Source organism: Bradyrhizobium sp. Arg237L (assembly GCF_029990105.1).
Taxonomy (GTDB): domain Bacteria; phylum Pseudomonadota; class Alphaproteobacteria; order Rhizobiales; family Xanthobacteraceae; genus Bradyrhizobium.
The window spans coordinates 26,287-51,871 of the sequence record NZ_JAQMIL010000007.1 but is presented as its reverse complement, the minus strand read 5'-3'; the positions used below and the strand labels follow the sequence as shown (position 1 = coordinate 51,871).

Sequence of the window (25,585 nt, the reverse complement as noted above, 5' to 3'; positions counted from 1 at the left end):
CCTACGTTACCTCAATCCGCGAACTGCCCCGCCGCCTCGATGATCGGCTTCCACCGATCCACCTCGCTCACCAGCTTCACCTTCAGCGCTTCGGGCGTGGCTTCGTCCTGCGCCACCGGCTCGGTGTTGATCTCGTTGAAGCGCTTCACGAGGTCGGGGTCGCGCAGGGCTTCCTGCAGGGTCTTGGATAGTTTTCGCACGATCTCGTCGGGCGTGCCCTTAGGCGCGTAGAGGCCGTGCCAGGCGCCGACTTCAAAGCCCTTCAGGCCGGCTTCGTCGGCGGTGGGCAGGTCGGGCATGGAGGCGAGGCGGGATTTGGTGGTGATGGCGTAGCTCTTCACGAGCTTGGAGGCGATTGGGCCTGTGGTGTTGGTGGTCTGGTCGCAGGTGAGGTCGATCTGTTTTGCGATCAGGTCGTTCATCACGGGGGCGTTGCCCTTGTAGGGCACGGTGAGCACCTGCTTGTCGATCGCGGTCATGAACAGCATGCCGCAGAGATGCGAGGCGGCGCCCAGGCCCGCGTTGCCGAAGGTCATCTTGTCGCCGTTCGTCTTGATGTAGGTGATCAACTCGGCGAGATTGTTCGGCGGCAGGTCGGGCCGGGCGATGATGGTCATCGGCGCGTTGGTGACGAGGCCGATCGGCGCGAACGCCGTCTTGGTGTCGTAGGGCAGCTTGCGGTATAGCGTTGCCGCCGTCGAGATGCCGATGTGATGGACCAGCAGCGTATAGCCGTCGGGCTCGGCGCGGGCGGCGCGCGCGGTCGCGATCGTGCCGCCGGCGCCGGTGGCGTTCTCGACGACGATGGTCTGGCCCAGGAGTTTCGACATCGATTGCGCCGTCATCCGCGCCACCGTGTCGGTCGGCCCGCCAGCCGCAAACGGCACCAGCAGGGTGATGGGTCGGGCCGGATAGGTCTGCGCGGAGGCCACTGAGCTTACCATCGCGAGCACAGCGGCAATCATGGCCAGTCGTTTCAACTCGTGCCTCCCTTTGAGCTTGTTCTTCTTTGGTCGCGCATCTCTACACGTTTTGCGCTGCCGCACAAAAGCGAAAGATGTCGCGCGGTACGGCGGGCTGCCCGGAGGAGACAAGTGCTCCGCAGAACCTATTGACTTAGATCAACGAAAGGTCCGCCAAGTCGTCGCACTCGGATGCTGCGCAAAGGCGATCCGAAGAGCCACGTCGGGGTGCCAGGCCCGTCCGCGTCGAAGAGACCGATTTGGCGACAATTCCACGTTCGATCGAACGGTACCTGTTGACCATTGAATCGGAGAGTTTCCATGAGAACCTTCAATCGGTTGGTGCTGTCAGTCCTTCTCGTCACGCTATCGGCCGCGACCCAGGCTGCGGATTTGAACGGAGCTTGGACGATCGACGCCTCGGCCTGCGGTGACGTGTTTACCAAAGAGAATAACAGGCTTGCTTTCAAGCCAGATGCTGATCTCCACGCGGGCGGCATAATCGTGCAGGGAAGGCAGATAACCGGCACATTTGAGAAATGCACTGTCAAGTCGTTGCACGATGACGGATCGAATGTGCGAATGATTGCGTCGTGCTCGGACGGGGTCGCGGTTTCGGACGTAGAGTTCGACGTGAAAATCTCCGGAGAAAATAAGATCACCCTCAGCTCCAAGCAGCCGGTGCCGGTGGAAATGCCCTATGTTCGCTGCGCGATGTGAAGTCCGATCGGCTCTGCGCGCTATGCGAGTTCGGCAGGGGGAGCGGCTCTGGGCGTGAGCCTGATGTCCGTTCGGGGTCACGAGCGGGAAATGCTCTGGCCGATCGCGATATTTCCGGTCGGCCGTCAGAAGCTGAACCGCATCATCTTCTCATCGCGCTTCAGGCCTGCCCAGCGCGTTGACCTTCAACTGCGGCTGCAGCGGCGACGTTCCAAACACGTCAGCAATTTTCTCGAGCCATGCAAAAAGTGCCCGTCGGGCAAATCAGTCGAAAGTCTGTCCATCCCTGTTGCGAAAAATATTCCGCTTTCGCCGTCGGGCAAATCAGTGATTTAACTCCGCGCGTCTCACCCAGATGAGGGGCGGATCGCGATCGTCACGAACGTTGCGGTGAGATGCGGTGGACGCTGACGTTGCGACTGACGAGCGTGACATCAGCGGACGGCGAAGTCGTGTGGTCCTGGCGCCCCGACGCTGGCGCTAAGTACGCGAGCAGCAAGAGCTGCCGCGGACGACGGTGGCAAGAAAGCCCGGTCACCGGGGAGAGCACGAAATAAGCCGTAACACCATCGCGCAGGGAAAGCCGGAATGCTTCGGTTGAACCTGTGGTCCTACCCCCGTGCTTTTTTTGCACGGGACCCACGGGTGCAACCAGCACCCGGCTTTCCCTGCGCCCTCTGATATCGAAGAGGGTGAAACGAGACGCAAAGCTCGGACGCAAAGCGCCGCGAGAACGCAAACTCACATCCCCACGCTGTCTGACACATGAATGAGAAGCCAACCCCGTCATTGCGAGCGTAGCGAAGCAATCCATAGCGCCGCTTGTGGAGAGGTGGATTGCTTCGCTCCGCTCGCAATGACGCCGTCGTCCTGGCGAAGGCCAGGACCCATAACCACGGGCCTTTGTATGTGCTTCACTGCAACCGCTTGCTCGCACCACAACAACTCCCTGTGGTTATGGGTCCCCGCCTGCGCGGGGACGACAGCGGTGCAAGCTGTAGGGTGGGCAAAGCGACTTGTCCGCCGTAGCTCAACGAGCGAAGGCGGAAGCGTGCCCATCATCGCGAGCACGGGACCGGATGGTGGGCACGGCGCAAGTGCGCCTTTGCCCACCCTACGGTCTCAAGCGCAAGCGCTTGCTCGCGCGCCGCTCACCGCCAAACCCGCTGCAGCACATGCTCCCACAGCCACGCCCACGCGATCCCGCCGATGTCGCCGAGCTGCAGCAGCACCGCGACCCAGACAAACGCCGAGACGAAATTCGCGATCTGGAACGGCTGCTGCGGCATCCGCAGCATTCCGGCGACGATCGGCACCGAGGCGCGCAAGGGGCCGGAGAAGCGGCCGATGAAGATCGCGAGCACGCCCCATTTCTTGAGGAAGGCCTCGCCGTGCACCAGGAGATTGGGATGCCGCGAGAACGGCCACATCCTGGCGATCGCATGATCGAACTTGCTGCCGATCCAGTAGGACAGCCAGTCGCCGAATGCAGCACCCAGCGCGCCGGCGGCGAGCATCGGCAGGAAGGCGATGCCGCCGGACCTCATCATCATCCCGATGCCGACCAGCACAGCCCAGGCCGGCACCACGAGCGAGAGGAAGGCGAGCGATTCCGCGAAGGCAAGCGCAAACACGATCGGCGCCGCCCACGCGCGGTGATCCCTGACGAACTCGACGACATGCCGGGCGGATTCTTCGAGGGACATCGTACCGCCGCTTCCGATCCGCCTTCGCCGATACCACCACTCAGCCCGGGATTTTCCGGCGAATTGCGCACGCCCGACACCGAGCGCTGCGTCGAGGCGCTGGAGAGCCGATCAAGGCGGCGCATCCCGAAGTGTCGCCGTTCATCAAGCCACAAATCCGTCACCACTATAAGGCGGTGCGCAACATCAGGTTCGACGGTGGCTAAAATTGAGGCTATCATGCCGACGTGCGAAAGCGAAAGATGCAGGCCAGCCTTCACGACTTTGCGCTGGCGCAGCCGGAACTTTCGCCCTAATCTCTCATTAGTTTTGCAGTTTCATCCAGCAAGGGAGTGCGGGGATGGCGACGCAAATCGTGATGGATCACACTGGCGACAGCCGGCACAATTTCAATCCCGCCGACGAGAAGGCCTTGCGCGAAGCGCAATTGCGCTTCGACGCATTGATGAAGAGCGGTTACACCGCTGCGGTGCGGGACGTGTCGGGGCAGCCGACCGTGGTCCGTTCCTTCGATCCGAACGCCGAAGAGACGCTGTTCTATCCGCGACTTGTCGGCGGCTAGGCCGGTCCATCATGTCCGGCAGGCTGTCGCGGGCGTTCGCCGAGGCCGCGCGGCTCTCGCGCGCGGCCTGGCGGCGGTTCGTCGAATATTGCGTACTGGATGACAGCCAGTCGCGCGGTCTGGCGCTGCTGAAGGAATGGCTGACGCCCGAGCAGCTCGTGCAGTATGAGACGAGCGGCTATTTCGACGTGGTCGGCTGCCACTCTGGCAGACGCTACCGGATCCGCCACGGCACCGGCATGAACATCTATGAATTGGACGAGCTCGGCCGGCTGCATGCGGGTTGGTGTTTTGTGCCCCGGGACACGCTGGTGGCCGGCGACGTCATGCTGGCGCAAAAAATCGCGCTCGAGGCCAACGAGCGCTCGGCGCTTGCTGTGGCGCGAAGCTTCCCGGTCCGCTGGCGGCCGACATAGCCGGGCTGTCGCTGCTTAGCGTCGCGGCTCTTACCGTCGCGGCTCTTACCGTCGCGACAATGGGGCTGGTGGCGGCGGCGCGGTGGTGCCGGGGCCGAGCGAGCGTTGCACCATCGCGGTGTCGGCCCAGCGGCCGAAGCGATAGGCGACGCCGGGCAAGAGCCCGACGCGGGCAAAGCCGAAACGCTCGTGCAGCGCCAGCGAGGCCGCGTTGTCGCTGTCGATATAGCCGATCATCTGGCGAAAGCCGGCCGCCGCGCACGCGTCGATCAGTTCGCCGAGCAGGAGGCGCCCGATGCCGCGGCCGACCTGGTCGTGACGGACATAGATCGAATGCTTTACCGCATAGCGATAGGCCGGCCGCTTCCGGAACAGCACCACATACGCATAGCCGACCACCTCGCCGTCACGGGTCGCAACAAAATGAGGCAGGCGATGGTTGCGGAAATTCTTGCGCCGGTCGCGGAAATCGTCCGGCTCCGGCACCCCGCTGTCCTCGACGCTGTCGTCGACGCCGCGCCGGATGTGGCGGCGGTAGATCGACAGCATGGCCTCGACATCGGCCTCGCGCGACGGCCTGACGATGATCCGCTCTTCGTTCATCGGCCGTCACTCGGAAATCACGTAGGTGAACAGGCGCACGCGCCCCGCCTCGTCGATCTCCTTGTAGACGCCCTGGATCTCGACCTCGAAGCCCGGGAACGCGTTGAAGGATGCCTCGAACATCTTCAAGTAGTCGATCATCGGCCGGGTCTGTTCCGACAACCGTTCACCCGGCACGATGGTGGCGATGCCGGGCGGGTAGACCACGAACGGCGTTGCGGCAATGCGGCCCGAGACCTCGCCGATCGGGAGATAGTCGACGTCGTTGCGCACGAGGTAGCGTGATGCTTCGCGTGGCGACATCGCAATCTCGGGCAGGTGCTCGGGCAGGAACTGCTTGCGCTGCAGCGCGCTCACATCGGCTGCGCGGAAGAAGCGGTGCATGTCGCCGCAGAGGTCGCGCAGGCGCACGCCGGCATAGCGGGCGGGCCTGCGGCGGAAGAATTCGGGGATGACGTCCTCGAGCAGCGCATTGTCGTCATGCAATTTCTTGAAGGCGACGAGCCCCGAGATCAGCGTCCCCGCCTTGCTCGCCTCCACGCCGGGCGTGAGCAGGAAGAGCAGGGAGTTGAGGTCGTTCTTCTCGGCGACGATCCGGTTCTCCCGCAGATATTGCGCCACCACCGGCGCGGGAATGCCGTGGTCGGCATAGGCGCCGGTGGCGTGATCGAATCCGGGCGTGAGCAGCGTCAGCTTGTTCGGATCGGTCATGGCAAAGTCCGCCGTCATCTCGGGGAAGCCATGCCAGCTATCGCCGGGCTGGAGCTGCCAGAACGCCGGGTTGGTCGCGAGCTGGTCGGTGGAGATGGTTTCCCAGGCGACATTGTGCGCCCCGCCTTCACGCGCGACATCCGGAATCATCACGCGGTCCGGCACGAACGGCTCGAAGAACCAGCGCCGCTCGGGGCGGGCTTCGTTCTCCTCGAACTCGCGGCGGGTGGCGCGGATCTTCTTGCGCAGCTCGATGCCGAGCCGGATCGTGTCGTCCCACAACACCTCGCCGGAGCGGCCCTTCATCATTTGCGCGCCGACATCGAGCGAGGCGAACAGCGGATAGAATGGCGAGGTCGAGGCGTGCTGCATGAAGCTTTCATTGAAACGCCGATGCTCGACCCGGCGCTTCTGGCCCTTGATGTGGCGGTCGCGGACGTGGATCTGGGAGGCCTGCGAGAAGCTCGCGAGCTGCTTGTGTGTCGATTGCGTCGCAATGATGCCGGGCGCCTCCGGGCCGAGGTCGGCGAGGCCCATTGCGAAGCGGCCAGCATAGATCGGATGGAACTTCATGAAGCCGGCCCAGGCTTCGTCGAACAGGATGTAGTCGCAGAGATGGCCGATGCGCTTGAGGATCATCTCCGCGCTGTGGATGGTGCCGTCATAGGTGCATTGCTCGACCACGGCGACGCGGAAGGGGCGGGGCCTCTTCCAGGCATCCTTGTCCTTGACCAGCGGATGGTTGCGGATGCGCTCGCGCAATGCGGCCTCGTCCAGCGCGTCCCAGCGCATCGGCCCGATCAGGCCCCAGGCGTTGCGAACGGTCGGCACATAGACCGGGATGCCGCCGCCGAGCAGCAGCGCGCCGTGGTGGGCGGCCTTGTGGTTGTTGCGGTCGAACAGCACGAGGTCGCCGTCTGTGACCAGCGAGCCGAGCGCGACCTTGTTGGACGTGGAGGTGCCGGGTCTTCTCCGCGCCGAAGATCCTGGCGGCTTCCTTCTGCGCCCGCAGCGCCGGCCCCTCGTGAGTCAGCAGGTCGCCGAGGTCGAGCACGGAATTGTCGAGGTCGTCGCGGAACACGGCTTCGCCGAGATGCTCGACGAACACGCGTCCGATCGGGCTGCGGCTGTAGAACACGCCGCCATTGTGGCCGGGGCAGGTCCAGAGCTGGTTGCCTTCCTCGGCATAGTCGACCAGCGCGCCGAAGAACGGCGTCTTCAGCGTCTCGGCATATTGCTTCAGCCGGCTGATCAAATTCTTGGCGATGAACGGCGGCGTTTCCTCCGACAGGAACACATAGCCGTCGATGAAGTCGAGCACCTCGACCGGCAGGTCCTCGAACCGCTTGCGGCGGATCAAGAGGATGATCGGGAAGTCGAGCCCGCGCCGCCGCATCAAATTGATCAGCGACGCGGTCTTGCCCTCCAGCCCCTTCTTGCCCCAGTCGACCACCATGCAGCCGATCGCCGCGTCGGTCTGCACCGCGATCTCGGCATCCTCGAGCTTGCGGGCGCGCACGACCTCGAAGCCGGAGCGCTGGATCTCGTCGATGATCTGGTTGAAGCGGATGCCCTCGAGATCCTCCGGATCGAATACGGGCGCCGCGAACAGGAAGGTGAAGCGTCGGAAATAGTCCATCGGTGTCCTCGGAATGGTCCGAGCGAGAAGTCGGCACATTTCGTGACAGGCAGATGACGGTGGACCCAGTGAGGGAAAAATGATGGCCGGGCGGGCCGATGCCGCTTCAATTCGGTGGGCCTTGCCTCGGATATTCGAGCTGCATGGCGACGAAATCGGCCGTTCGCCCGCCGTAGCGTGCCTCGATCCGCTGCAGCGTCTGGTCCAGCGCCTGTGCCGGCGGCAGTGACCCGACCGGTTGCAGCAATCGCTCGGCGGGCCACTGCGTCGCGACCTGATCGGGCAGGATGCGCAGGCCGTTGCGGCTCGGCTGTGCCTCCGCCGTCGCGGCAAAGGTCACGGTGCGCGAACGATAGGTCCGCGACCAGGCGTCGGCTGCAAGCGCGAGCGACACTTCGTCGATGCCGGGCGCCAGCGCGATGCCGAGCTGCTCTTTGTTCCAGAAGGCAAGCGTGTTCCCGATCGCCGTGAGCGCGAACGGCCGCGTGAACTGGAACGCGCCGCTGTCGTGGCGGGCATCCCAATGGGGCAGGCCGATGTCGCGGGCGACGGCTTGCGCCTTCTCGCGGCCGGCGATCGCTTCGATCAGCGTGAGCGACATCGGCATCGAAGCCGTGATCCCCGTTGTGGTCGCAACGCCCTGGTCGACCACGATCCTGCGATCCCTGATGTAGTGGATCGCCGGATGCTTCTCGCGCAGGTCTTTCAGCGAGTACCAATGCGTGGTCGCCCGCTTGCCGTCGAGCAATCCGGTGCTGGCGACCACCATGGTGCCGACGCAGACGCCGATGACGACGGCGCCTTTTTGCGCCTGCTGCCTGATCCATTGCACGACGACCGGATCGTCGTCACGGCTCATGGCGGGGACGATGACATAGTCGGCGCCATCGGGATGTTGCGCATCGAACGCCGCGATGGTGGCATCCGGCTCGACTTTCAGCACCGGAAACAGCGTCACCGGTCCGGGTCCCGTCGCAAGCGTCACCACGTCGGCGACATCGGCGCGTTTGAGGATGCCATAGGGCATCAGATAGTCGGTGGTCTCGGTCTGATCGTTGATGCCGACAATCGCGATCAGCGGCCGCTGCCGCTTCGGCGGCTTCAACGCCGCGATGGTGGCGTCAGCCTCCTGGCTTGCGATCGGCGGCATGTTTCCAAGCGCAGCTCGCGAGGGCAGCGTCAGAAGCCAGCCGCCACCAATGATCAAGAAAAGCGCGGCAGCGGCAAGACCGCCCCACGCGAGAAGCCGCCAGTTCATTGCCTGCGTCGCTCTACGAATTCACCTCGCACTCGCTGCGCAACCTATCTTCTCACGCCGCGGCGCGAAATGACGCAGATCCGGCAAAAACCGACACGGGGACAGGGCTGGATCGGTGAGCTTCGGTCGAAAGCCACTTGCCGAATTATTCCCCGCGTCAGGCAAACATTGCGAAAAAATTCTTCGTGCTCTCCGGCGGAATAGAACGCGCCGCAGCATGTCCTACTCATGCAAGCTATTTCCTTACAGGAGCTATCATGAAGATCGCATCGATTGGTTTCGCACTCGCCACCGCCATTTCCCTGGCGACGGTCTCCACGGCGCTCGCCGCACCGCCGACCAAGACCGGCTCCACGACGAAGGGAACTGTGCTGACGGACGCGAAGGGCATGAGCCTCTATACCTTTGACAAGGACGCCGATGGCAAGTCTGCCTGCAATGGCCCGTGCGCAACGAACTGGCCGGTCCTGAAGGCTGAGGCGAGCGACAAGGCGGGCGAGGGCTACACCATCATCACCCGTGACGATGGCTCCAAGCAGTGGGCCTACAAGGGCAAGCCGCTTTACACTTTCGCCAAGGACCAGAAGCCCGGCGATATCACCGGCGACGGCTTCCTCAACGGCGCCTGGCATCTTGTGCAACCCTGATGAGGTTGAGCTCGAGATAACGCGAGAGGCGGATCAGCGCAGCATGATCCGCCTTTTGTTTGAGCATGATCTCCGCGCAAACGCTTCGCGTTTGTCGCGAGGGAAAACCGGTATCCGCTTTTCCGGATCATGCTCTAGCTGGCTTGCACGCCTGCCTCCCGCGGGGGCGCAAAGAAGTCGGCGGGCCGTTATTTCGTGTGTCCCCACGCCTCGTCCCAGTCCGCACCAGCCGCGTCGACGACGCGGCCGTCGGCCTCGAAGAACTGGTTCGGCACCTGGAAGATCGCGAGGATCAATCCGCCTTCGGGGCACCAGGCGACGTGGCGGCTGCCGGCTTCGCGCCAGATGAACTCGCCTGCGTTCGCGGCAATGCCCTGCGCCGGGCCTTCCTTGTCGACGAGCGAACCTTCGAGGACATAGGTCTGCTCGATATTGACGTGCTCGTGGTCGGGCAGCACCGTACCAGGCGCAAAGCGCATCAAGGCTGTCATCAATCCGGTGTTGCGGTCGAACAGCAGCGTCTTGGCCTCGCAGCCGGGGAAGCGGGTCTTTTGCCACTCCATTTCCTGCGGGCGCACGAGATGGGAATGCGTATCGGCGGTCTGATGCGCCTGCGGCGTCGCAGCGTCCATGGCGTTCCTCCGGTTTCGTTGAACCAAAGGGATGATAGCCGGATCGCGCAGCGGCGTCAGCGGTTACCGCAGTCCCTCATAGACCATGAATCCGCGCGCGATCGCGAGCTTTCGCAGCGCACGCGGCACAAATCTTTCCGGCGGATGCAGATAGCGCCACGAGGTTAGTTTGAAATCGGAGAGCGCGGTCGCGACGCTCTCGAACGGTGCGAGCAGGCCGGTGAGGCTCACCGGCACATGCGCGCGGTTGTTGAAGGGGAGCAGCAGCAATTCGAGATGCGCCGGCGTGCCCGCCTGGCTCGAAGCCGTGACGCCGGCGACGGCGGGCAGCATCTCCTCGGCGACAAAGGCGACGATGTCTTCGATCTGGCGGCGGCTCTCACCGGTGAACAGCGCCGCAAAGCTCTTGTCCTTGAGGTCGCGGCCGAGCAGGGCGCAGACGCGCGTGCCGGCGACGCGAAAGGGAAAGCCCGCTTCATGCCCGTAGGACAGCACGAAAATGTCGCCGAGCCGCTCGCGAACGGCCTCGGGATCGAGGTCGCAGCGATCGGGCGCGCGCGCGTTGCCACGCGTCTTGTCCCAGTAAGCGAAGAATTCGCGGCTTCCCGGATGCTTCATTCAAGAACCTTGCCTCGCGCTTGCCGCGCCGGGACACATCTGTCCCGGTTTTGCGCAAGCGCATTCATTCTCAGTAGTGCAGGGGAACTTTTGCAGCGTCCATGCCGCGGCCATGTTTTCGCAGGCTTTCCGGCGGCTTTGCGGTGTTAACGTTAAATTAACTATGAGCTTGGCGCGGCCCGCATGCCCCTCTACTGTCCGCTCATTCCCGTTCTTGCCGGCCGTTCTCCAGGGGCCGGCGGGTCCGTACACAGGTGGCGTCGAACAATCAGGTCATCGCGCGGGGAGGGGTGGGGATGTGCTCCCGTTCCCCTTGGGCGCGACAAGACCCGACAGCAGCAGAGGGCGGGCCTTCTCAGGGCCCGCCCTCAATGCCTTTAGGAGGCGTTATCTGCTTGATTTTTCCCTGGCTTGGCCTCGACCCTGGGTCCGTATTCCACCTTGGAGGCGCCGTCGGTGCGGCGCCTCAGGGGAGCAGGTGCAAGACACTGTTGGGGAACGTGAGTGTCTCCACACAACCCTGGCAACGAAGGGCCTGTTCCGAATCCGATGCAGGCACTGTCCGCGTTTGATCCTCACTTCCGGACCAGGGCCCACCGAGTTGAGTGATTCGCGGCTTGAAGTGCCAAGCGTCAAGTTGAAGTTATTCTAAGAAGCTGTAGCGCAAACCCGGAACCTGCGACAGGTCGTCGCGAGCACAGCGCGACACCGGCCGGCGGAAAGCGGGGTGACACCGAGCGCGCTTCATGCGAACACTCACACGATGGACACACCGGAGATATATCCTGCCGCTGAGCGCCGGTGGCCGCCGACGATTGTCATTGGCCGCACGGCCAGGGGTCCCGTTCTGCGCATCGAGCTGCTGCAGGTCCTCTCGATCTTCAGTCTTGTCTTGGTGGTGATGGGCAGCGTCGCCGGCGTATGGTGGTTCTCCGTCCACGGCATTACCTGGTTCGAGCCTTTGCTGTTGCTGTCCGTGACCTTCGTCACCGGCCTCGGCATCACGCTCGGCTACCATCGCTTGTTCTGCCATCGCGCCTTTGTCGCGCGTGCGCCGCTCGCCGCAGCGCTCGGGATTCTTGGCGCGATGACCATGCAGGGCCAGATCTTGGGGTGGGTCTCGATCCATCGCAAGCATCACCGATACAGCGACCGGCCCGGCGATCCGCATTCGCCGCGCCCGCGCGGAGCCGGGATTGTCGGCGCCATCCGAGGCTTCTTCCAGGGCCATGTTGGATGGGTGATGTCCGACGTCTATTGCGTCTACGTCGACTACGTGCGCGATCTGCGCCGCGATCCGGTCGTTCGCTGGGTTGATCGTTGGTATTGGCTGTGGGTCGCCGCCAGTTGGATCATACCCGGCTTCGTCGGTCTCGCTTGGTACGGGACGGCGGATGGATTCTGGGCCGGCTTCTTCGCGGGCGGTCCGCTGCGCACGCTCTGGCAGCTCAATTGCACCTGGGCGGTGAACTCGATCGCGCATCGCTTTGGCCGACGGCGCTTTGAAACACGCGAGGACAGCCGCAACAGCGCGCTGGTCAACACTCTCACCATGAACGGCGAGGGGCTGCACAACAATCATCACGCCTTTCCGTGGTCGGCAAGCTTCGCGCTCTTCCGGGGCGAGATCGACCCCGGCTATTGGGTGCTGCGCGGTTTCGAGGCCATGGGCTGGGCGTCAAAGGTGCGGGTGCCTGCCCCGCACCTTGTTGCATCACGGGCCGCTCAGCGGACGACCGATCCCTTGCGCTCGAGCACCAAGCGATAGAGCGTAAGGGCGCCGGCGAGATAGGCGTCCAGGCACGTTTTGAGATTATGCATGTAGTCACTCACCATCTCGCGCCCTACCAGCGCAACCAGATCGGCCTCCTGGTTCCGCAGATTCCTTAACCAGGCTCGCAGCGTGTAGATGTAATCGCGCGGTTTTCCTTCGAGATGCACGAGGTCAAACCAGCGTTCGCTGGCGAGCAGCATCTCACTGGCGTGAGGCAAGTTGCCTTCGAGCCAAAAACCGTCGATTCCGCTTTGGCTGATGTGGCGGGCCTCGCTGCCGAGCTCGATGTTGCCCCAACCGTTGACCTGGATCGAAGCCCGGCCACCGACCCTGAGCGTGCGAGCGCAGAACTCGAAGAACAGACGGTAGGCCTCGATACGCTGCTGACGATCCGCGGTCTTGCCGGTGAAGTGTTCCATCGCCTCGAGGCTCACGATCGCGTCGAACGGGCGATTCGACTGATAGTCCTGCCAGGCCGAAATCTCGGTCACGAAGTTCCGCGGGGCGTAGCTCCGCACGTACTGGGCCTGGTTGTCGGCAAGCGTCAGGCCGACATAGTCGATGTCTGGTCTGCGCACCATCAGCCGCTTGACGAGGCTGCCCCAGCCGAACCCGACGTCAAGCACACGCTGCGCGCTGTCCGTGCCAGACATATCGATGTGCCAATCGAGCTTGCGCAGTTGCGCCGCCTCGAGCGTGTCGCGATTTCCGGGCTCGTTCCAAATGCCAGCCGAATACGCAAGATTGGGCCCGAGGAACCGCTCGTAAAGTCGCGGCTCGCGGTCGTAGTGGGCCTGAATCTCGGCTTTCGACGCCCCCAGATTGGGGATTGCCGCCGCGGGCGTTTCGAGAATGGTGTCGGTTACGCGAGTGCTGGCCATCACAACTCCAGGAAATCAGGGCATTCACGAGAGTACCCCAGACTATGGTCGGCTCATACCCCAACCGCAACCGCTTGGCCATCGCGCGCGGTATGAGCGCTGGTGAAGCCAAACGGTCATTGTGCGAAGGCAGCGATCGGCTCCTTGGCCCCTCGGACACAATTTTTTGCCCAGCCGATGTCGAAGGGGCGCCCGTCGCAATAGTCTTTATGAATTTCAGCCGTTTCGGCTTTCCAGATGCGGTCCGTTCAATGGATTTCAACGGGGCCAAGACGGCCGGTTTTCCAGAATCGTCAAATGATTTCAGGGATAGGCTAGCATTCTCAGGGCGCGCCCTTATTCTTTTTCCTTGCCGCTTGTGCACTTGCACAATGCGGCCAAAGCCGCCTATCTGGGCTGATCGCCTATCCGCGCCGCGCTAAGGTTGCCCGTCCCTTGGAATCGCAGTTTGAACCTCCGCATGATGCGCCGCCGGATCGTCCGCACGAGCCGATCCTCACCTTGCCCGCGGCGCTGACCGCCTACATCGCGCTGATCGCGGTCATCCACTTGCGCGTGCTGCTGCCGCCGGAGTGGGAAAACTGGACCATCGACGTCTTCGGTTTCATTCCGAAGCGCTACGATTCCACGCTGCTCAACATCACCTTCCCCGGCGGCGAGGGCGCCAAGGTCTGGACCTTCGTCACCTATTCGCTGCTGCACGCCAATCTCACCCATATCATTTTCAACGTGCTCTGGCTGTTGCCGTTCGGCAGCGCGCTGGCGCGGCGGTTCGGCGCGTTGCGCTTCTATCTGTTCATGGCGGTCACGGCGGCCGTCGGCGCGCTCGCGCATCTCCTGACGCATGAGCATGCGATCGCGCCGATGATCGGTGCATCCGCGTCCGTCTCGGGCACCATGGCGGCCGCGATCCGCTTTGCCTTCGTGAAGGGCAGCTTCCTCTCCTTCAGCCGCGGCGACGCGGAGGCGGCGGCAAAGGTGCCGGCGCTGTCCCTGTCGCGCGCGCTGCGCGATGCTCGCGTGCTCGCCTTTCTCGCGGTCTGGTTCGGCGTCAATCTCATCTTCGGGATCGGCTCGATCGCGATCGGAGCCGACGGCGCCAGCGTTGCCTGGCAGGCGCATATCGGCGGGTTTCTGGCAGGGCTCGTGCTGTTCTCGCTGTTCGATCCGGTGCCGTGGGAACGCCGTCATGCTGCAGATGCGTTGTCGCCCGACGGACCCGACCGGGTCTGATCCCCGCTTGCGGCTTAGGGCGATTTCATCCATCATTGGTTGAAAGCTGTGACGCAAGCTGCCGCCTCTTGCGCTGCATGATGGCCGCGCTTGTTGCCCACCGCGCCGGAAACGAAAACTGCGCGGAACTGTTGATTGAAGACTCGCGAACGATGTCGCGCCTCCTGGTCGGGGCGCGGCAGGGATTCAGGAGGCGGCAATGACGGTACGTTCCATTCTCGATTCCAAGGGTCATCAGATCACGAGCGTCCCGCCGGACGTTACCTTGACCGATGCGATCAAGACGCTCGGTGAGCGCAAGATCGGCGCCGTGCTGGTCATGAAGGAAGGCGGCATCGAAGGCATCTTGTCGGAGCGCGACATTGTTCGCGTGCTTGGCGAGCGCGGCGCCGGCGCGCTCGATGAGCCCGTCAGCGCGGTGATGACGCAGAAGGTCGTCAGTTGCCGCCCGTCCGACACCGTTGCCGGCATCATGGAAATGATGACGCTCGGAAAATTCCGCCATCTGCCCGTGCTCGAGGACGGCCGCGTGGTCGGCTTGATCTCGATCGGCGACATCGTCAAGCGCCGGGTCCAGGAATACGAAGCCGAGCAGGAAGCGCTGCGCGACTACATCAAGACGGCCTGAAATCTATTCCTTGGTCTCGTCGGGGACTGCGCCGGAGGCGGTCGTCGTCGCCGGCGGCACCAGGATGTCGATTGCTTCCTGGATCGACTCGATCGCACGCTCGGCGGCACGCACGCCATGCGCGATCAGCTCATCGGCGCGATGGAAATCGAACCAGCCGATCTTGCCGACCCGCGGCGAGATCAAGAGGTCCGGCGGATCGCCGGCGAGCCGCGCGCGCGTGATGCGGTCCTGCATGATGTTGAAGGCGTCCACCATCACGGTCGAGATGCCCGGCCGCGTGCTGCTGCCGAAGAATTCGCGCTTCATGGTGCGCTCGGCCGAGAAAAACTTGCCAAAGCGGCGCTTCGGCGGGACGGGATCCGGAACGACTTCGGGCACGACGGTGACCTCGGTCGGCTGGCCGTGCGAATAGATCGTCGTGGAATGGTTAAACACGTCGCTTGAAAGATTGGCGGCGATCACGATCTCCGCGCCGAACGCGCGCGCCGCCGATACCGGCACCGGATTGACCAGCGCACCGTCGACCAGCCAGCGGTCGCCGACCAGCACGGGTGCGAAGATGCCGGGCAGCGCGTAGGAGGCGCGCATCGCATCGACGACGCGGCCGTGGGTCAGCCAGATCTCATGGCCCGTGCGCACCTCGGTCGCGACGCTCGCAAACTTCACCAATAGATCCTCGATCTGGGTCTGGCCGATCGCGGATTCCAGTTCGGCGGCAAGCTTGCTACCGCCGATCAGGCCCGAGCCGTTCAGGCGGATATCGAGATAGCCGAAGATGTTGCGGGGCTGCAGGCTGCGCGCCCACGCCTCCAGCGTATCGAGATGGCCGGCCGCGTAGGCGCCGCCGACCACGGCGCCGATCGACGTGCCGACCACGACATTCGGAACGATGCCGTGGGCGATCAGCGTCTTGACGATCCCGATATGGGCAAAACCGCGTGCGGCGCCGCCACCCAGTGCCAGCCCGATCACGGGCCGCCGCTGGGCGCCAAGGCCTAGCTTGTCGAAGCCATCGGCGCTCTTCTGGCTCCGGCCCATCCAGCTATCCAACACTCTGACTTCTCCTGCCGCCGCGAGATTAGGCTCCGCGACGAGGCGCCGCCAGAATCGTTCGCATGCATGGTTTATGCCCTAGCAGCATAGCGCGTAGGGAGGGATTGTGACTTGAGCGCGACCGCCACGTGGGGGTCTGGGTTCCATAACCGCAACCCGTAGGGCGATGGAGGCTTGAATTTGCCGTGTTTTCGTTGAAAAGCATCGTTCCATGACTGTTTGGGGCGATCGCATCGGACGATGCGGGCGGGGCGTGCTGCTTCTCCCGGTGATTTGGCTTGCCATAGCCCTGGTTTTGGCGGTTCCGAGCGCCGTTTCGGCGCAATGGTTTGGTGAGCGGCCGCCCCCGGTACCGCCGGCCGCGGTTCCCGATGCCGGGCCCGCGATCAACCTGGCGCCGCCTTCCGGTTCGGGATCGGCACCGAGCCTGCCGGCCCCACTGACCCAGCCGACGATCATGCAGCCCTCGACCGCCACGGCCCCGCCGGCCGGGCCGCCGCCGGGGGCGCAGACTGCGAACCAGGCGGTGCTCGCGCTGACCGCCCGCTATGGCAAGGATCTGCCGGTCATCAACAATGGCCTGGTATGGCGGGTCTTTGCCGACAAGCCGGACGACAACGGTACCTTCAAGCTGGTCCGTGAGGACCGCGGCGCCACGCCCAACATCGTGTTGCCGCCGGGCAATTACGTCGTCCATGTCGCGCTCGGCCTGGTCAGCGCCGTACGCGCCGTGAGCCTGAAGTCGGAGACCGATCGCCAGTCCTTCGTCCTGCCGGCGGGCGGCCTGCGGATCGAAGGCCGGGTCGGCTCCAGCAAGATTCCGCCGAACCAGATTTCGTTTGCGATCTACAAGGGCAGCCAGTTCGACGGATCGGACCGCAATGCCCTGATCCCCAACGTCGCCGCCGGCGACGTCGCGCTATTGCCGGAGGGGACCTATTACATCATCTCCAATTACGGCGACGCCAACTCGGTGGTGCGCTCCGACATCCGCGTCCAGGCCGGCAAGCTCACCGATGTCACCGTCAGCCATCGCGCGGCCGTGATCACGCTGAAGCTCGTCAGTGAGAAAGGCGGCGAGGCGCTGGCGAATACCGCATGGTCGGTGATCACGCCCGGCGGGGACGTCATCAAGGAATCGATCGGTGCATTCCCCCGCGTCGTGCTCTCCGAAGGCGAATACCGCGCCATCGCCAAGAACGAGGGCAAGGTGTTCGAACGGCCCTTCAACGTCGTCAACGGCGTCGACGGCGAGGTCGAAGTCATCGCGCGCTAGATATGAATAAAATTTTCAGTGACTGTCATAGTCTCTAACGCGCACTAACCAAGATCTGACTTTGAACTGTCATAATGGCGCCGGCGTCCCGTCGCCCGTGCAATCTTTACATTGCTTTAAGCGAGCCTGATTTGGATGCGGGCGGGGACTGGAGCATGAAATCGGACAGGGGAAGCCGGTTTTCCCTCGCGACAAACGCGGAGCGTTTGCGCTGCGATCATGCTCGAATGTGAAGTGAGGTCGTGATCCGATCTTCGTCGGACCATGATCTGGTGGTTCGGGGCGCGTCATGAGTGCGGCGAAGAAGTCGTCGGGAAAATTCAACACAGAAATGTTCGGCGACGTCCCGGTGCTCAAGCGCAAGTGGCAAGCCGCATTGCGTCCGGGCGACAGGTTGCCCCACTATGAGGACGTGATGCTCGGCAGCCTCGGCAGGCTCGCCGACCACATCGTCCTGCTCAAGGAAAGGGGCGGCGCGCTCGCCGTTTCGCAACCCGGCCGCTACATCCAGCAATGGCTGAATGACGACCGCTGGGACATGACGCTGAACGAGCTTCCGCCGGATTGCGCGACCGCGCTCGGCGAAGCCGCCGCCAACGCGGCTCTCAATGACCGGCCCTATCTTGCCACGGCGCATTGCGTGCGCGACGGCCTGGTCCGCACCTATGACGTGCTGGCGCTGCCGACCTCCTCCCGCTGGGGCGGCACACTGATCGGCGCCTACGTCAACGAGCGCGGCGCTCAGTACAATCTGCTCGATACGATTTTCGCGGCGACCGATGAAGGCGTGCTGTCGCTCGCCGCCATTCGCGATCCGCGCGGCGAACCGTTCGATTTCCAGATCATCTATCTCAACCAGGGTGCGGCGAAGCTTTTGAAGCGGCCCGAGCACGAGCTGTTGTGGCAGAGGCTCAGCACAGGCGGAAACCTGCTCGGCGCGGCCGATGTGACTGAGCGCCTGCGCGAGACTGTCCGCACGACCAGCGGGACCCAGTTCGAGATCGAGAGCGAGGACCGCTGCCTGCGGCTCGCCGTCACGGCGTTCGGCGACATGCTGTCGCTGACCTTGTCCGATGTCACGGCGCTGAAGCGGCGCGAGGTCTCCTTCCGCCTGCTGTTCGACAACAACCCGATGCCGATGTGGGTGTTCGACGCCGCCACGATGGAATTCCTCGGCGTCAACGACGCGGCGGTCCAGCATTATGGCTATCCGCGCGAGAAATTCCTGAGCATGAAGTTGCGCGAGATCTGGCCGGAGGACGAATGGGCCTCCCACAGCAAGGCGCTGCAGGAGATCGGCGACGTCTACCATTCCAGCCGCGACTGGCGGCACATCAAGGCGGACGGCAGCGAGATCCATGTGCTGACTTTCGGCCGCCGCGTTTCGTTCGACGGCCGCGACGGCTACCTCGTGGCCCTGGTCGATATCACCGAGCGGCGTAAGGCCGAGGCCCGCATTGCCTACATGGCCCACCATGACGGCCTGACCAATCTGGCGAACCGCGATTTCTTCCAGGACCGCTTGCGCGAGGCGCTGCAGCGGAGCAAGCCGGGGGGCAAGCGCGTCGCGGTGCTGTGCGTCGACCTCGACCTGTTCAAGAACGTCAACGACTCCTTCGGCCACGCGATGGGCGACCGGCTCCTGAAGCAGGTTGCGGAGCGGCTCACGGCCGACATCACCGGCGACAATCTGGCCGCGCGGCTCGGCGGCGATGAATTCGCGATCGTGCTCTCTGATGTCACGCCGAACGAGGCTAGCGACTTCGCCGAACGCCTGATCGGGACGCTGAGCGTGCGCTACGACATCGACGGCATCGAGGTGGTGGTCGGCGCGAGCGTCGGCATCGCGCTGTCGCCGGGCGACGGCACCAGCTCGGAAGAATTGATGCGCAACGCGGACATGGCGCTCTATCGCGCCAAGTCGGACGGCGGCGGCGTGCATCGTTTCTTCGAGCACGAGATGGACCGCCAGGCGCAGAAGCGCCGGGATCTCGAGCGCGACCTGCGCCAGGCCTTCGCCAATGGCGAATTCGAGCTGCACTACCAGCCGCTGGTCGACATCGCCTCCGACAAGATCAGCGGGTTCGAATCGCTGCTACGCTGGCGCCATCCGGAGAAGGGCATGATCTCGCCGGCCGAGTTCGTGCCGGTCGCCGAAGACATCGGCCTGATCGTCCAGCTTGGCGAATGGGTGCTGCGCGAGGCCTGCTCGGAAGCGATGAAATGGCCCGGCGACATCAAGGTCGCCGTCAACCTGTCGCCGGTGCAGTTCCGCAGCCGCAATCTGGTGCAGGCGGTGATCTCGGCGCTGGCGCATTCCGGTCTGTCGCCGCGACGGCTCGAGCTCGAGATCACGGAGTCCGTGTTCCTGGCCGAGACCGAAGCCAATCTCGCGATCCTGCACCAGCTCCGCGAGCTCGGCGTCAGCATCTCCATGGACGATTTCGGCACCGGCTATTCCAGCCTGAGCTATCTGCGCAGCTTTCCGTTCGACAAGATCAAGATCGACCGTTCCTTCGTCAAGGATCTGGCGCGCCGCACCGATTGCGTGGCGATCGTGCGCGCAATCTCCGGCCTCGGCCGCAGCCTGAACATCACCACCACCGCCGAGGGCGTGGAGACGGTTGATCAGCTCGACTGGCTGCGCGCCGAAGGCTGCAACGAAGTGCAGGGCTTCCTGTTCAGCGCAGCGCGGCCGGCGGACGAAATCGCAACGCTGTTGGCAGGCTTTGCCGGGCGCGCATCGAGGGCGGCCTGACGCCGCTTGCGGCGCGGCCGTCTCCGCCGCAAATTTGTCGGCTCACGGCGATATTGGGCGCGGGCCATGACCATCGCTCCAGGACGTCGTGCAATCTGGCTCGCTGTGCTGTCGTTTCTGCTTGCGCGCGTTGTCGGCACGCCGCTCGAAGGCTCCGCTCAAGAGATGTTTGCCGGCGTCACGGTGCGGGCGCCCGATGCGTTCTATGATCCGCCGGCGCAGGTGCCTGATACGCCGGGCGTGCTGCTGCGCAGCGAGCCCCTTCAGGACGTAACGCTGCCGGCCGGCATGCGGGGCTGGCGCATCCTCTATACGACCACGGTGAACGACGCCACGCGCGCAACCGCCGTCGCGACCGTGTTCGCGCCGATCGACCCGCCCGCGGGTCCGCGTCCTGTGATCGCCTGGGAGCACGGCACGACCGGCCTGCAGCAGAAATGCATGCCGTCGCTGATATCGGCCCCGACCTTGGGGATTCCCGCGCTCGATCGGATCGTGCGGGCAGCGTGGGTGATCGTCGCCACCGACTACTCATTCGCCGAGAGGGGCGGTCCGCATCCCTATCTCATCGGCGAAGGCGAGGGGCGCGCCGCGCTCGACTCGGTACGTGCCGCACGGCAGATGCCCGAGCTGACGCTCGATGCGCGCACCGTTGTCTGGGGCCATTCGCAGGGCGGGCATTCGGCGTTGTGGACCGGCATCATCGCTCCACGCTACGCGCCGGAGATCGAGATCGCAGGCGTCGCGGCAATCGCGCCGGCCGCAGACTTGCGGAACATCCTTGCCATGAACCAGGGGGTCGACAAGCGGCTCGGGCCGTATGTCGCGCTGTCCTATAGCCGCTTCTATCCCGATATTGCCTTCGAGCAGGCGGTTCGTCCCGAGGCGTTTGCGGCCGCGCGCGAGATCGCGGGCCTGTGCGGGTTCCTCCCAGCGGAGGAGCCAATGCGGGCGGCGGCTCTCACCGCGACGTTCGAGGGGCCGACATTGGCCACACGCAGCAACCCGGCGCTTTCGGCAAGGCTCGCGCAGAACAGCGCCGACCACCCGATCGCGGCGCCGGTGGTGATCGCGCAAGGAGCGGAGGATGACGTGGTGCCGCCGGCGGCGACCGCAGGCTATGTCGAGGAGCGCTGCGCCGCCGGCCAACGGTTCGAATATTGGACCTTCGTGAGGCTGGACCACGGCATGGTGCAGCCGGGCTCAAAGCTTGAGGCGCCGCTCATGGCATGGACCGCGGCACGCTTCCAAGGCGAGCCGCCGCCAAAGGGCTGCACCCGCAAGTCGTTCTGACGCGTGGCGCGGAGCGCTAGAACCGCGTCACGATATCCGACAGCGCCGGCCGCGGGCGGTCTTCGCTCGGCTTGGTCGGCTTGCCGATATGGATCAGGCCTGCGAGCTTCTCGTCGGGCTTCAAGCCAAAACCATCGAGCACGTCGCGGTCGAAGACGAACCAGCCGGTCAGCCAGCAGGCGCCATAGCCGAGCGCGGTCGCGGCGGTGAGGATGTTCATCGCGCTGGCGCCGGCGGAAAGCTCCTGCTCCCACGGCGGCACCTTCGGATGCGGCTTGGTGAAGCTGACGATGCCGATCACCAGCGGCGCATCGGTGAGCCGCCGCTTCTCGACCTCGATATCGGCTGCCGGCGCGCCTGGGTTCTTCTTGGCGAACACGCTCGCGATCACGTCGCCGGCGCGGTTGCGCGCCTCGCCTTCGAACACGATGAAGCGCCAGGGCGCGAGCTTGCCGTGGTCCGGCACGCGCGCGCCGACCGTCAAAATGGTCTCGAGCTCGGCCGGCGAGGGGCCGGGCCCCGTCATCTCGCGCGGCTTCACCGAGCGGCGGGTCTTCAGGAGTTCAATGGCATCGGGCACTACGGCTTTCCCTTAAACTGGAGCATGATCCGGAAAAGTGAGAGACCGGTTTTCCGAAAAGGATCACGCTCAAACCGGTCACGGACATTCTTCCCACGAGATAGGGTCGAATGCCCGCGACCGGAAGCAAGTTTAGACGGATTAAAGCATCAGGACAGCGACTTCGCCCGCTTGATGTCCGGCGGCGTCGCCTCGTCCACCAGCGCGGCGAGCGCCTCATCCGTCGGCATCACCGTCTGGCGCTCGCTGCCGAGCCGGCGGACCGAAACCGAATGGGTCTCCGCTTCCTTCTTGCCGACCACGAGCAGCGCCGGGATCTTCGCCAGCGAATGCTCGCGGACCTTGTAGTTGATCTTCTCGTTGCGCAGGTCGATCTCCACCCGCAGGCCAGCGCGGCGCGCCGCGGCCACCACCTGCTTGGCATATTCGTCGGCCTCGGAGGTGATGGTGGTGACGACCACCTGCACCGGCGCCAGCCAGAGCGGGAAATTGCCGGCATAGTGCTCGATCAGGATGCCGATGAAGCGCTCCATCGAACCGCAGATCGCGCGGTGCACCATCACCGGCGCCTTCTTCGATCCGTCATGGTCGATATAGAACGCGCCGAACCGCTCCGGCAGGTTGAAGTCGACCTGCGTCGTGCCGCACTGCCAGTCGCGGCCAATGGCGTCGCGCAGCACATATTCGAACTTCGGGCCGTAGAACGCACCTTCGCCCGGATTGATCTCGGTCTTGATGCGGTTGCTGCCCTTGGCCTTGATCTCCGACAGCACGGTCGCCATCACGCGTTCGGCATGGTCCCACATCGCGTCGGTGCCGACGCGCTTTTCCGGCCTCGTCGAGAGCTTGACGGTGAGTTCGCCATCGAAGCCGAAATCGCCGTAGGTCGAGAGGATCAGGTCGTTGATCTTCAGGCACTCGTCCGCGAGCTGCTCCTCGGTGCAGAACACATGCGCATCGTCCTGCGTGAAGCCGCGCACGCGCATCAGCCCGTGCATCGCGCCTGACGGTTCGTAGCGGTGCACGACGCCGAATTCGGCCAGCCGCAGCGGCAGGTCGCGATAGCTCTTCAGACCATGCTTGAAGATCTGCACATGCCCCGGACAGTTCATCGGCTTCAGCGCGAACCAGCGCTTGTCCTCGGCCTCGTCGCCGGCGGACTGCGCCGCGAACATGTTCTCGCGGTACCAATCCCAATGGCCGGAGGTCTCCCACAACGCCTTGTCGAGGATCTGCGGCGCATTGACCTCCTGGTAGTCGCCGGCGAGGCGGCGGCGCATATAGGCGATCAACTGCTGGAAGATGGTCCAGCCCTTCGGGTGCCAGAACACCACGCCCGGGCCTTCCTCCTGGAAGTGGAACAGGTCGAGCTCGCGGCCGAGCTTGCGATGGTCGCGCTTTTCGGCTTCTTCGATCTGCTTGAGGTAGGCGTCGAGATCGTCCTGCGTCGCGAATGCCGTGCCGTAGATGCGGGTCAGCATCGGATTGTTGGAATCGCCGCGCCAATAGGCGCCGGCGACCTTCATCAATCTGAACGCGTTGCCGATCTTCCCGGTCGAGGTCATGTGTGGGCCGCGGCAGAGATCGAACCAGTCGCCCTGGAAGTAGATCTTGATCGGCTCGTCACCGGGAATGGCGTCGACCAGTTCGACCTTGAACGCCTCGCCCTTGTCGCGGAACACCTCCTTGGTCTTCTCGCGCGACCACACTTCCTTGGTGAAGGGTTTGTCGCGCGCGATGATCTCGCGCATCTTCTTCTCGATGCCGGCAAAATCTTCCGGGGTGAACGGCTCGTTGCGGAAGAAATCGTAGTAGAAGCCGTTCTCGATTACGGGGCCGATCGTGACCTGCGTGCCCGGCCACAGCGACTGCACCGCTTCCGCCAGGACATGGGCGCAATCATGCCGGATCAGTTCCAGCGCACGCGCGTCGTCGCGCGAGACCAGCTCGATCTTGGCATCCTCGGTGATGGGATCGTTGAGGTCATACAGAACGCCATCCAGCGCCATCGCCACCGTGCGCTTGGCCAGCGAGGGCGAGATGCCCTGGGCGATATCGAGCCCGGTGATGTTCCTGGGGAATTCGCGTTTCGCCCCGTCAGGGAAGGTGAGGGTGACTTTGTCCACCGGCTGCGCGGGTTTGAGGTTGCTGAGGCTGTACTGGAATCCGGACTCGGACTTGTGGTCGTCGGACATGTCATTCTCCTGTGGCTCACTCCTGCGAACGAGCGCAGGTAAGCGGAAAGCAGCGATATAGCAGGGGATTCGGCCGGCGCAATCCGGCAATATCAAGAAATCGGCGAGGAATCGGCCTGATCCGATCAGATTGAAATGCAACCGCGATGAAGCTGCGCTCCTTCCCCGCTTGCGGGGGAGGTGAAGCCAACCCGCAGCCGATTCAATCTGATCGAAACACCCGCTGGCCCTTTCCTTCCTCGCCCGGCTGGTTTACATGCATTTGCATGAAAATGATGCCCGCCACACGTCGCTTTGCGCCCACCTCCCTGATGCTGGGAAATATCGTCACCGGCTGCTCCGTGCTGGCGCCGGCGGGGATGCTTCCGGAACTATCCGGCGCGCTGGACGTCTCGATCCACGCCGCGGCGCTCCTGATTACCTTCGGTGCGATGGTCTTGTGCATCGGCTCGCCGCTCACGGCATGGCTCACCAGCCGCATCGATCGCCGCACCTTGCTCGGTGTCACGCTCGCGGTGCTCACGGTCACCAATCTCGCCTCTGCCCTGGCGCCTGATTACGTGAGCCTTCTGGTCATTCGCCTCGTCATGCTGGCGATCGGCGCGCTCTATACACCGCAGGCGGCCGGCACCGGCGCGCTGATCGTGCCGGTCGAGCGGCGCGGCTCGGCCATCGCCTATATCTTCCTCGGCTGGTCGCTCGCGGCTGCGGTCGGATTGCCGCTGATCACCTTCATCGCAAGCCATTACGGCTTTCGCGTCGCCTATGGCGGCATCGCGCTGGTCGGCTGCGTGAGCTGCGCGCTGCTGTTGTTGCGATTGCCGCGCGGATTGCTCGGGGCGCCCGTCGATCTGAAGACCTGGATCGAACTCGGCCGCAACCGGATGGTGCTCGTGCTCCTGGCGATCACGACGCTGCAGATGGCGGGCCAATTCGTGGTCTTCACCTTCATGGGGCCGCTGCTTACGGGATTGACCGGAGCCGGGAGCAATGCCGTCGGGCTTGTCTTCGGCCTTTACGGTGTCTGCGGCTTCATCGGCGTCGTGATCGCGACCCGCATCGTCGACTCCTGGGGGCCGTATCGGACATCGGTGCTGTTCACCTTGCTGATGCTGACCGGCGTGACCGGATGGGCGCTGAGCGCGGGCGTCTATGCACTGATGGCCGGCTCGGTTGCGATCTGGGGGCTCGGCTTTGCCTCCGCCAATTCGATGCAGCAGGTGCGGCTGGTTGCGGCGGCGCCGGCGCTTGCATCGGCGTCGGTATCACTCAACACCTCCGTGCTCTATATCGGGCAGGCGATTGGTTCCGCGATCGGCAGCGTGCTGTTTGCGCACGGCTGGTTCCACGGCGCAGGCTACGTCTGCGCGGCTTTCCTCGCGCTCGCGGTTGCGACCATCGTGCTGACAAAGCCCCGCCGGGCGGCGGCGGCGTAAG

The 25,585-nt window shown here is 64.2% G+C and carries 22 protein-coding genes and 1 pseudogene; 12 read left to right on the top strand and 11 right to left on the bottom strand.

Annotation, left to right across the window (positions count from 1 at the left end; translation table 11 throughout):
- Positions 1–11: 11 nt before the first annotated feature.
- Positions 12–965 (bottom strand): tripartite tricarboxylate transporter substrate-binding protein, encoded by a 954-nt coding sequence (locus tag OZ411_RS05955; RefSeq protein WP_282527265.1) that lies wholly within the window; start codon positions 963–965, stop codon positions 12–14.
- Positions 966–1,283: 318 nt separating this feature from the next.
- Between OZ411_RS05955 and OZ411_RS05950 the strand changes: the two genes are divergently transcribed.
- The gene (locus tag OZ411_RS05950) at positions 1,284–1,682 is read left to right on the top strand and encodes a hypothetical protein (RefSeq protein ID WP_130584113.1); all 399 of its coding nucleotides are present in this window, start codon (positions 1,284–1,286) and stop codon (positions 1,680–1,682) included.
- A gap of 54 nt (positions 1,683–1,736) precedes the next feature.
- Positions 1,737–2,018 (top strand): hypothetical protein, encoded by a 282-nt coding sequence (locus OZ411_RS05945; RefSeq protein ID WP_282527181.1) that lies wholly within the window; start codon positions 1,737–1,739, stop codon positions 2,016–2,018.
- A gap of 815 nt (positions 2,019–2,833) precedes the next feature.
- Here OZ411_RS05945 and OZ411_RS05940 read toward each other — a convergent pair.
- The gene (locus OZ411_RS05940) at positions 2,834–3,388 is read right to left on the bottom strand and encodes a DedA family protein (RefSeq protein WP_282527180.1); all 555 of its coding nucleotides are present in this window, start codon (positions 3,386–3,388) and stop codon (positions 2,834–2,836) included.
- Between the two features lie 340 nt (positions 3,389–3,728).
- Between OZ411_RS05940 and OZ411_RS05935 the strand changes: the two genes are divergently transcribed.
- Entirely contained in the window at positions 3,729–3,950 is a 222-nt protein-coding gene (locus OZ411_RS05935) for a hypothetical protein (RefSeq protein WP_130582182.1), read from the top strand.
- Between the two features lie 11 nt (positions 3,951–3,961).
- A complete protein-coding gene (locus OZ411_RS05930) occupies positions 3,962–4,366 on the top strand; it encodes a hypothetical protein (RefSeq protein WP_245476651.1) in 405 nt (134 codons plus the stop codon).
- Positions 4,367–4,411: 45 nt separating this feature from the next.
- Here the strand turns inward: OZ411_RS05930 and OZ411_RS05925 are convergent, their stop codons facing one another.
- The 3 genes and pseudogenes from OZ411_RS05925 to OZ411_RS05915 form a co-directional block, all read right to left on the bottom strand.
- Positions 4,412–4,969, bottom strand: coding sequence for a GNAT family N-acetyltransferase (locus tag OZ411_RS05925; RefSeq protein ID WP_282527179.1), 558 nt, complete (start codon positions 4,967–4,969; stop codon positions 4,412–4,414).
- Positions 4,970–4,975: 6 nt separating this feature from the next.
- Positions 4,976–7,319: pseudogene (locus tag OZ411_RS05920) on the bottom strand (Orn/Lys/Arg decarboxylase N-terminal domain-containing protein).
- Positions 7,320–7,425: 106 nt separating this feature from the next.
- On the bottom strand, positions 7,426–8,577 hold the full coding sequence (locus OZ411_RS05915; RefSeq protein WP_130582179.1) for a DJ-1/PfpI family protein: 1,152 nt from the start codon (positions 8,575–8,577) through the stop codon (positions 7,426–7,428).
- Positions 8,578–8,834: 257 nt separating this feature from the next.
- Here OZ411_RS05915 and OZ411_RS05910 point away from each other — a divergent pair, with 257 nt between their 5' ends.
- Positions 8,835–9,224, top strand: a complete 390-nt coding sequence (locus OZ411_RS05910) for a hypothetical protein (protein WP_130582178.1) — start codon at positions 8,835–8,837, stop codon at positions 9,222–9,224.
- Positions 9,225–9,412: 188 nt separating this feature from the next.
- Here OZ411_RS05910 and OZ411_RS05905 read toward each other — a convergent pair whose 3' ends face one another.
- Together OZ411_RS05905 and OZ411_RS05900 are read right to left on the bottom strand one after the other, a co-directional pair.
- The gene (locus OZ411_RS05905; protein WP_130582177.1) at positions 9,413–9,856 is read right to left on the bottom strand and encodes a cupin domain-containing protein; all 444 of its coding nucleotides are present in this window, start codon (positions 9,854–9,856) and stop codon (positions 9,413–9,415) included.
- A 63-nt stretch (positions 9,857–9,919) separates the two neighbouring features.
- Entirely contained in the window at positions 9,920–10,474 is a 555-nt protein-coding gene (locus OZ411_RS05900; protein WP_130582176.1) for a PAS domain-containing protein, read from the bottom strand.
- 763 nt (positions 10,475–11,237) lie between these two features.
- Here OZ411_RS05900 and OZ411_RS05895 point away from each other — a divergent pair.
- A complete protein-coding gene (locus OZ411_RS05895; protein ID WP_282527178.1) occupies positions 11,238–12,242 on the top strand; it encodes an acyl-CoA desaturase in 1,005 nt (334 codons plus the stop codon).
- Here OZ411_RS05895 and OZ411_RS05890 read toward each other — a convergent pair.
- Positions 12,200–13,129 carry a class I SAM-dependent methyltransferase gene (locus OZ411_RS05890; protein ID WP_282527177.1) on the bottom strand — a complete coding sequence of 310 codons (930 nt, stop codon included), beginning with the start codon at positions 13,127–13,129 and terminating at the stop codon, positions 12,200–12,202. The genes OZ411_RS05895 and OZ411_RS05890 overlap by 43 nt on opposite strands.
- 435 nt (positions 13,130–13,564) lie before the next feature.
- Between OZ411_RS05890 and OZ411_RS05885 the strand changes: the two genes are divergently transcribed.
- Positions 13,565–14,362 carry a rhomboid family intramembrane serine protease gene (locus OZ411_RS05885; protein ID WP_282527176.1) on the top strand — a complete coding sequence of 266 codons (798 nt, stop codon included), beginning with the start codon at positions 13,565–13,567 and terminating at the stop codon, positions 14,360–14,362.
- Positions 14,363–14,561: 199 nt separating this feature from the next.
- The gene (locus tag OZ411_RS05880; RefSeq protein WP_130582172.1) at positions 14,562–14,990 is read left to right on the top strand and encodes a CBS domain-containing protein; all 429 of its coding nucleotides are present in this window, start codon (positions 14,562–14,564) and stop codon (positions 14,988–14,990) included.
- Between the two features lie 3 nt (positions 14,991–14,993).
- Here OZ411_RS05880 and OZ411_RS05875 read toward each other — a convergent pair whose 3' ends face one another.
- A complete protein-coding gene (locus OZ411_RS05875; RefSeq protein WP_282527175.1) occupies positions 14,994–16,046 on the bottom strand; it encodes a patatin-like phospholipase family protein in 1,053 nt (350 codons plus the stop codon).
- Positions 16,047–16,257: 211 nt separating this feature from the next.
- Here OZ411_RS05875 and OZ411_RS05870 point away from each other — a divergent pair, with 211 nt between their 5' ends.
- The 3 genes from OZ411_RS05870 (at position 16,258) to OZ411_RS05860 (ending at position 21,373) form a co-directional block, all read left to right on the top strand.
- Positions 16,258–17,322, top strand: coding sequence for a hypothetical protein (locus OZ411_RS05870; RefSeq protein ID WP_282527174.1), 1,065 nt, complete (start codon positions 16,258–16,260; stop codon positions 17,320–17,322).
- A gap of 289 nt (positions 17,323–17,611) precedes the next feature.
- Positions 17,612–20,080: an EAL domain-containing protein gene (locus tag OZ411_RS05865; protein WP_282527173.1), complete on the top strand. Its 2,469-nt coding sequence runs from the start codon at positions 17,612–17,614 to the stop codon at positions 20,078–20,080.
- Between the two features lie 66 nt (positions 20,081–20,146).
- Entirely contained in the window at positions 20,147–21,373 is a 1,227-nt protein-coding gene (locus OZ411_RS05860) for a lipase family protein (protein WP_282527172.1), read from the top strand.
- Positions 21,374–21,389: 16 nt separating this feature from the next.
- On the opposite strand, the gene OZ411_RS05855 is transcribed toward OZ411_RS05860, so the two are convergent.
- Together OZ411_RS05855 and thrS are read right to left on the bottom strand one after the other, a co-directional pair.
- Positions 21,390–21,953, bottom strand: a complete 564-nt coding sequence (locus OZ411_RS05855; RefSeq protein ID WP_130583431.1) for a nitroreductase — start codon at positions 21,951–21,953, stop codon at positions 21,390–21,392.
- Between the two features lie 149 nt (positions 21,954–22,102).
- On the bottom strand, positions 22,103–24,148 hold the full coding sequence (thrS, locus tag OZ411_RS05850) for a threonine--tRNA ligase (RefSeq protein ID WP_282527171.1): 2,046 nt from the start codon (positions 24,146–24,148) through the stop codon (positions 22,103–22,105).
- 266 nt (positions 24,149–24,414) lie between these two features.
- Between thrS and OZ411_RS05845 the strand changes: the two genes are divergently transcribed.
- Positions 24,415–25,584, top strand: coding sequence for an MFS transporter (locus tag OZ411_RS05845; RefSeq protein ID WP_282527170.1), 1,170 nt, complete (start codon positions 24,415–24,417; stop codon positions 25,582–25,584).
- Position 25,585 lies beyond the last annotated feature (1 nt).